This is a genomic window from Streptomyces africanus, assembly GCF_002150735.1.
Classification (GTDB): Bacteria; Actinomycetota; Actinomycetes; order Streptomycetales; family Streptomycetaceae; genus Streptomyces; species Streptomyces africanus.
Window position 1 is genome coordinate 1 of the sequence record NZ_MUKA01000301.1, and the last position, 7,872, is coordinate 7,872.

The 7,872-nt window shown below is 69.7% G+C and carries 6 protein-coding genes and 1 pseudogene; 1 reads left to right on the forward strand and 6 read right to left on the reverse strand.

Annotation, left to right across the window (positions count from 1 at the left end; all coding sequences use genetic code 11):
* Positions 1–370: 370 nt before the first annotated feature.
* Positions 371–3,523, forward strand: coding sequence for an isoleucine--tRNA ligase (gene ileS, locus CCL05_RS32225; protein ID WP_086564212.1), 3,153 nt, complete (start codon positions 371–373; stop codon positions 3,521–3,523).
* Positions 3,524–3,722: 199 nt separating this feature from the next.
* Here ileS and CCL05_RS32230 read toward each other — a convergent pair whose 3' ends face one another.
* The 6 genes and pseudogenes from CCL05_RS32230 to CCL05_RS32255 form a co-directional block, all read right to left on the reverse strand.
* Positions 3,723–4,850: a DivIVA domain-containing protein gene (locus tag CCL05_RS32230; protein ID WP_158101880.1), complete on the reverse strand. Its 1,128-nt coding sequence runs from the start codon at positions 4,848–4,850 to the stop codon at positions 3,723–3,725.
* Positions 4,851–4,903: 53 nt separating this feature from the next.
* Positions 4,904–5,188 (reverse strand): YggT family protein, encoded by a 285-nt coding sequence (locus tag CCL05_RS32235; RefSeq protein ID WP_086564213.1) that lies wholly within the window; start codon positions 5,186–5,188, stop codon positions 4,904–4,906.
* 59 nt (positions 5,189–5,247) lie between these two features.
* A complete protein-coding gene (locus CCL05_RS32240; protein WP_086564214.1) occupies positions 5,248–5,889 on the reverse strand; it encodes a cell division protein SepF in 642 nt (213 codons plus the stop codon).
* A gap of 129 nt (positions 5,890–6,018) precedes the next feature.
* Complete coding sequence (locus CCL05_RS32245) at positions 6,019–6,738, reverse strand: YggS family pyridoxal phosphate-dependent enzyme (protein ID WP_086564217.1); 720 nt, start codon at positions 6,736–6,738, stop codon at positions 6,019–6,021.
* A 5-nt stretch (positions 6,739–6,743) separates the two neighbouring features.
* Positions 6,744–7,475, reverse strand: a complete 732-nt coding sequence (gene pgeF, locus CCL05_RS32250) for a peptidoglycan editing factor PgeF (protein WP_086564215.1) — start codon at positions 7,473–7,475, stop codon at positions 6,744–6,746.
* 10 nt (positions 7,476–7,485) lie between these two features.
* Positions 7,486–7,872: pseudogene (locus CCL05_RS32255) on the reverse strand (cell division protein FtsZ); the annotation flags it as partial.

Genomic DNA, 7,872 nt, shown 5'->3' on the forward strand with positions numbered 1-7,872 from the left:
GACAGCGGCCGACCGCCCCGAAAAGCGGTCGGCCGCTGTCCGCGCGGCGCCGTACACTGGGCGGAGCGAAAAGCGTGGATGGGGACGAGTAGCGGCGTAAGCAGCCCAGAGCGACCCGGGGACGGTGGAAGCCCGGGGGCGAGCGCGACGCGAAGATCACCCCGGAGCCGCCGGAAGAAAACCTCCGCCGAGCGCGGTGGCCAGTAGAACCGGCATCGCGACCCCAATGAGGGGGCTCGTCGGCGCACACCCCGCGCCGGAGAGCCAAGGAGGGTGGTACCGCGGGAGCGCGCCGAAGGCGGCGCAGGCACAGACGTAGCTCTCGTCCCTCCGGACGGAAGGCAGCAAGTCCGCCGGAGGAAGCCCGCTGATGACATCGCCGACGTACCGCCAGGTGCCCGCCCAGGTCGACCTGCCCGCCCTCGAGCACGCCGTGCTCGACTTCTGGCGCGAGCAGAAGATCTTCGCCAAGAGCCTGGAGCAGTCCGAGGGCCGCCCCGAGTGGGTGTTCTACGAGGGCCCGCCCACCGCCAACGGCATGCCCGGTGCCCACCACATCGAGGCCCGCGTCTTCAAGGACGTCTTCCCCCGCTTCCGCACCATGCGCGGCTACCACGTGGCCCGCAAGGCCGGCTGGGACTGCCACGGCCTCCCGGTGGAGCTCGCCGTGGAGAAGGAGCTCGGCTTCTCCGGCAAGCAGGACATCGAGGCGTACGGCATCGCCGAGTTCAACGCGAAGTGCCGCGAGTCGGTGACCCGGCACACGGACGCCTTCGAAGAGCTCACGACCCGCATGGGCTACTGGACCGACCTCACCGAGCCCTACCGCACGATGGACCCCGAGTACATCGAGTCGGTCTGGTGGTCGCTCAAGGAGATCTTCAACAAGGGCCTGCTGGCCCAGGACCACCGCGTCGCCCCCTGGTGCCCCCGCTGCGGCACTGGCCTGTCGGACCACGAGCTGGCGCAGGGCTACGAGACGGTCGTCGACCCGTCGGTCTTCGTCCGCTTCCCGCTCACCTCCGGCCCGCTGGCCGGCGAGGCGGCGCTCCTGGTGTGGACGACCACGCCCTGGACGCTGGTCTCCAACACCGCGGTCGCCGCGCACCCCGAGGTCACCTACGTGGTCGCGACGAACGGTGAGGAGAAGCTCGTCGTCGCCGAGCCGCTCGTCGCCAAGGCCCTCGGCGAGGGCTGGGAGACCACCGGCCGGACGTTCACGGGCGCCGAGATGGAGCGCTGGGCCTACCAGCGCCCGTTCGAGCTCGTCGAGTTCCCGGAGACCGAGGGCGGCACCCACTACGTGGTGAACGCCGAGTACGTCACGACCGAGGACGGTACGGGTCTGGTCCACCAGTCCCCCGCCTTCGGTGAGGACGACCTCAAGGTCTGCCGCGCGTACGGCCTGCCGGTGGTGAACCCGGTCCGCCCGGACGGCACCTTCGAGGAGGACGTCCCCCTCGTCGGCGGCGTCTTCTTCAAGAAGGCGGACGAAAAGCTCACCGAGGACCTCCAGCAGCGCGGCCTGCTCTTCAAGCACGTCCCGTACGAGCACAGCTACCCGCACTGCTGGCGGTGCCACACCGCGCTCCTCTACTACGCGCAGCCCTCCTGGTACATCCGCACCACGGAGGTCAAGGACCGCCTCCTCGCGGAGAACGAGAACACCAACTGGTTCCCGGACACGGTCAAGAACGGCCGGTACGGCGACTGGCTGAACAACAACATCGACTGGGCGCTGTCCCGCAACCGCTACTGGGGTACCCCGCTGCCGATCTGGCGCTGCGAGGACGACCACCTCACCTGCGTCGGCTCCCTGACCGAGCTGACCGAGCTGACCGGCACCGACCAGTCGGGCCTGGACCCGCACCGCCCGTTCATCGACGAGGTCACCTTCGCCTGCCCGCAGGACGGCTGCGGCACGACGGCCACGCGTGTGCCCGAGGTCATCGACGCCTGGTACGACTCGGGTTCGATGCCGTTCGCGCAGTGGGGCTACCCGTACAAGAACAAGGAGCTGTTCGAGTCCCGGTACCCGGCGCAGTTCATCTGCGAGGCCATCGACCAGACCCGCGGCTGGTTCTACACGCTGATGGCGGTCGGCACGCTGGTCTTCGACAAGTCCTCATACGAGAACGTGGTCTGCCTCGGCCACATCCTCGCCGAGGACGGCCGCAAGATGTCCAAGCACCTGGGCAACACCCTGGAGCCGATCCCGCTCATGGACCGGCACGGCGCGGACGCGGTCCGCTGGTTCATGGCGGCCGGCGGTTCCCCCTGGGCGGCCCGCCGTGTGGGCCACGGCACGATCCAGGAGGTCGTCCGCAAGACGCTCCTCACGTACTGGAACACGGTCGCCTTCCAGGCCCTGTACGCGCGGACGTCGGGCTGGGCCCCGTCCGATGCCGACCCGGCCCCGGCGGACCGCCCGGTCCTGGACCGCTGGCTGCTGTCCGAACTGCACGCGCTCACCGACCAGGTCACCCAGGCCCTCGACGCCTATGACACGCAGCGCGCCGGAAGGCTGCTGTCCGCGTTCGTCGACGACCTGTCGAACTGGTACGTGCGCCGCTCCCGCCGCCGCTTCTGGCAGGGCGACAAGGCCGCGCTGCGCACGCTGCACGAGGTCGTCGAGACGGTGACGCAGCTGATGGCCCCGCTGACCCCGTTCATCACCGAGCGGGTGTGGCAGGACCTGATCGTTCCGGTCACCCCGGGCGCCCCGGAGTCGGTCCACCTGTCGGCCTGGCCCGAGGCGGACCTCACCGCCATCGACCCGGAGCTGTCGAAGCAGATGGTGCTGGTGCGCCGGCTCGTGGAGCTGGGCCGTGCCACACGCGCGGAGTCGGGCGTCAAGACCCGTCAGCCGCTGTCCCGCGCCCTGATCGCGGCGACGGGCTTCGAGACGCTGGACTCCGAACTGCGCACGCAGATCACGGAGGAGCTGAACGTCGAGGCCCTGGCGACGCTGAGCGAGGTCGGCGGCTCCCTGGTGGACACCACGGCGAAGGCCAACTTCCGCGCGCTGGGCAAGCGGTTCGGCAAGCGCGTCCAGGACGTGGCCAAGGCCGTCGCGAACGCGGACGCGGCCGCGCTGTCCCTGGCCCTGCGCGAGGGCACGGCGTCGGTGGAGGTCGACGGCGAGACCATCACGCTGGCTCCCGACGAGGTGATCATCACGGAGACGCCGCGCGAGGGCTGGTCCGTGGCGTCCGACGCGGGCGCGACGGTCGCCCTGGACCTGGAGATCACGGAGGAGCTCCGCCGTGCGGGCCTGGCCCGTGACGCGATCCGCCTGATCCAGGAGGCCCGCAAGAACAGCGGCCTCGACGTGGCCGACCGCATCGCACTGCGCTGGACCGCCACGGACCCGGCGACGGTTGCGGCGCTCACCGACCACGCCGGCCTGATCGCCGACGAGGTCCTGGCGACGGACTTCGCCGAGGGTGACGCGGACGACAGCTACGGGAACCCGTTCACGGACGAGGGACTGACGCTGACGTTCCGCCTGCGCAAGGTGTAACCCACAGGGAGTAGGCCACGGACCGAAGGCCCGGACCCGCCAAAGATCTTGGTGGGCCCGGGCCTTCGGCGTTGTGTGCGCACGAACGCGTGTGGCAAAGAGGCGGCGCGTACGGCAAAAGGGCGGGGCCCCGGGTTCAACCCGGGGCCCCGCCCTGAACGCTGCCGACCTCTACGCCGTACTACTGGCCATCAGGCCGTCAGTTGTCATCCTCGTCGATCAGGAAGCCCCGCATGGGCGAGGGCGCCTGACCCATCGGCGACGGGCCCTGCGGACGCACCGGCGCCATCGGCTGAGTCATCGCCGGGGACATCTGCTGCTGACCGCCGTAGGACGGACCGGACGGCGAGGGACCGCCGCCCATCGTCTGGTTGCCGCCGCCGTACGACGGGGCGCTCGCGCCGGCCGGTGCCATGGAAGGCGCCGGGGACGGCGGGAGGGACGCGGTCGCCGGAGTGCGCGGCGGGGCCAGCGAGTCGTCGGCCTGGGTCTCCAGCTGGCGCAGCTGCGACTCCAGGTACGACTTCAGGCGCGTGCGGTACTCGCGCTCGAAGCCGCGCAGGTCCTCGACCTTGCGCTCCAGCGTGGCGCGAGCGGACTCCAGGGAGCCCATCGCGACGCGGTGCTTCTCCTGCGCGTCCCGCTCCAGGGCATCGGCCTTGGCACGGGCGTCACGCTCCAGACCCTCGGCACGCGAACGCGCCTCACCGACGATCTTGTTGGCTTCGGACCGGGCCTCGGCGATCGCCTGGTCGGCGGTCTGCTGGGCCAGCGAGAGGACACGGGCGGCGCTGTCGCCACCGGGGCCTCCTTGACCGGGGCCGCCCATCGGACCGCCCATGGGGCCGCCCATCGGACCACCCATCTGCTGCTGCATGGGGGGCTGGCCCATCGGGCCCGGACCGCCCGGACCCTGGCCCATCGGGCCGGGACCCTGCGGGCCACCCTGACCGCCGGGACCGGCGGGCAGCTGCGGGGCACCGCTCGGCAGCTGGGGCGGACCACCCATGGGGCCACCCATCTGCTGCTGCGGCGGGCCCGATATGCCGGCGGGTACGGGACCACCTGGACCGCGCATGCCCTGCTGCTGCTGTTGCTGCTGCTGATCCTGCTGCTCCGGAGGCTTGCGCATGTTCTGCTGGTTCTGGGCAGCAGCGCGCGTGGCCGCGGCCAGCTTGGCGCGCAGGTCCTCGTTCTCGCGGAGCAGGCGGGTCAGTTCGGCTTCGACCTCGTCGAGGAAGGCATCGACCTCGTCCTCGTCATAGCCTTCTCGGAGGCGGACGGTCGTGAACTGCTTGTTCCGCACGTCCTCGGGGGTCAACGGCATCTCTTCACCTCAACGTAGTCGTCGGCATTCGGCAAGACCGTAGTTCACATCGCTCACAGCCGGCTCACGATCGAGATCAGGATGTAGACGATGATCATCAGCACGAAGAAGGACAGGTCTAGCGCCACGCCCCCGAGACGCAGCGGCGGAATGAACCGCCGCAGAAGCTTGAGCGGTGGATCCGTGACAGTGTAGGTGGCCTCCAGTACGACCACCATCGGCTTGCCTGGTTGCCATGAGCGGGCGAACTGGAAGACGTAGTCCATGACCAGCCGGAAGATGAGCACGATGAGGAAGCACATCAGCGCGATGTAGACGACATCCAAAACCACGCTCATGACCTGTTGCTTCCCTCTCCCCTGTGCCCTGCTGCTACTGCTGCTTCCGGTGTTACGTCTCAGCTCTGGTTGAAGAACCCGCCCTCTGCGATGCGGGCCTTGTCCTCCGCCGTGACATCGACGTTAGCAGGCGACAACAGGAACACCTTCTGCGTCACCCGCTCGATACTGCCGTGAAGACCAAACACCAAACCGGCCGCAAAGTCGACAAGTCGCTTCGCGTCTGTGTCATCCATCTCAGTCAGATTCATGATCACCGGAGTGCCTTCACGGAAGTGTTCCCCGATGGTACGGGCCTCGTTGTAGGTCCGTGGGTGGAGCGTGGTGATCCGGTAAGGCTCTCGTTCGGACACGACCTTGGGCATGATCACCGGTGCGTTCTTCTCCAGACTTGCGCGTTCTTGTGTGATGGATGCCACGGGCGCGATGCGCGCCGGGCGGCCGGATTCCGCGGGTAGCGAAGCGGAACGGGCGGCCGGTTCACGAGGGGCGGGCGGCTGTACGACTCGTACCTCTTCGTCCCTTTGGGACTGATGTGAGCCGTGCGGCTGGTGGGACGGCTCGTGCCGTCGGTGGTCCCGCTCGGGCTCCGGGTCCAGTTCGGGTTCGAAGTCGTCGTCGGGGTCAAATCCGCGGCCGTCGTACCCATCGTCCTCCACGAGGCCGAGGTAGACCGCCATCTTGCGCATCGCGCCGGCCATGCTCTGAGTCCTCCGCTCTGTGGTGGATCGGCTGACGACTGCCAAGTGCCCGCGATCCACGAGGTCCTTGAATCCGCCTTTCGGCGGCAATGACCATATTTTCTGCTGTGGTCCGACTTCTTGGCGACGTTACCCGAGCCTGGGGCGGACTCCGAGTACCGCGCTGCCGACGCGCACATGTGTCGCTCCGGCCGCCACAGCCTGCTCGAGGTCCGCACTCATCCCTGCCGAGACCATGGTGGCAGCCGGATGGCTCCGGCGCAGGTCAGTCGACAAATCCATCAACCGCCCGAACGCCGCCTGTTCGCGCCCCGCGTACTCCCCGGTGAGGGGTGCGACGGTCATCAGTCCACCGAGCCGCAGCCCCGGCGCCTGCGCGACGAGGTCGGCCAACTCCTCGATCCCGCCGGGCGCGACGCCGCCCCGCTCACCCCGTTCGCTCTCGCCGGCGTCGAGTGCGACCTGGATGAGGCACCCCAGCTCCCGCCCGGCGCGGACGGCCTCCTTCGACAGAGCTGTGACGAGCTTGGAACGATCGACGGACTGCACGAAGTCCGCGTATCCGACCACGGATCGCACCTTGTTGGTCTGGAGTTGACCGACAAAATGCCAAGTAAGGGGCAGATCCATACACGCGGCGGCCTTCGGTGCCGCGTCCTGGTCGCGGTTCTCGGCGACGTGCCGCACGCCGAGTTCCGCGAGGATCCGCACATCGGTCGCGGGGTAGGTCTTGGTGACCACGATCAGGGTCACCTCGTCGCGCCCCCGCCCCGCGGCCGCGCACGCGTCGGCGATGCGCCGCTCCACTTTCGCCAGATTCGCGGCGAGTTCGTCCTTGCGGTCCGTCATGCCCATCAGTCCAGCCACACATAGCCCGCGAGCCGACCGGTGGTGCGGTCGCGGCGGTACGAGAAGTGATCGTCCGACTCCAGCGTGCACACCGGCGATTGCGCCCGGTCCCGCACCCCGAGCCGGTCCAGTTGCGCGTGCACTCCGGCGCTCACGTCGACCGCCGGTGTGCCCCAACTCGTCTCGGCGTACGCCGCCGGCTCGACGGCGGACACCTCGGCGCGCATCGCCTCGGGCACTTCGTAGCACCGGCCGCAGACGGTGGGCCCGGTGCGGGCGACGATCCGGGAGGGCTCGGCGCCCAGCTCCGTCATCGCGCGTAGCGCGGCCGGGACGACTCCGGCGATCATGCCGGGCCGGCCCGCGTGGGCCGCGGCGGCGATCCCGGCGACGGGGTCGGCGAGCAGGACCGGCACGCAGTCGGCGGTGAGCACCGCGAGGGCGAGCCCCGGCCGCGTCGTGACGATCGCGTCGACCGACGGGATCTCGGACGAAGATCCCCACGGCCCCTCCACCACCGCCACGTCGGCCCCGTGCACCTGGTTCATCCAGACCACCCGGTCCGGTTCGAGGCCCAGGGACTTGGCGGCCAGTTCGCGGTTGGTGCGTACGGCGTCCGGGTCGTCACCGACCGCTCCGCCGAGATTGAGCTCCTCATACGGAGCGGCGCTCACCCCGCCCCACCGGTCGGTGAAGGCGAAATGGGCGCCGCTCACGCTTTCGCGCTGTCCTATCACGTCAGAAGGATCACTTGAGGAAGTCCGGTACGTCCAGTTCCTCGGCCGCGCTGTCCGAGTAGGTCCGCGGCGCCGGCGGGACCGGCGGGGCGACCGGGATGTCGTTGACCGGTTCCGGAGCGGGCTCCGGGTCCTCCTTCGGGGTCACGCTGCCGAGTGAACCGAAGGACGGGCGGCTCTCGGTCTGCCGTGCCGGGGCCGGCTCCTCGCGCTTGGCCGAGGTCGAGCCGATCACGTTCTCCCGGCGGGCCGGGGGCTGGCCGCCGTCGAAGCCGGCCGCGATCACGGTGACCCGGACCTCGTCGCCGAGGGCGTCGTCGATCACCGCGCCGAAGATGATGTTGGCCTCGGGGTGGGCGGCCTCGCTCACCAGCTGGGCGGCCTCGTTGATCTCGAA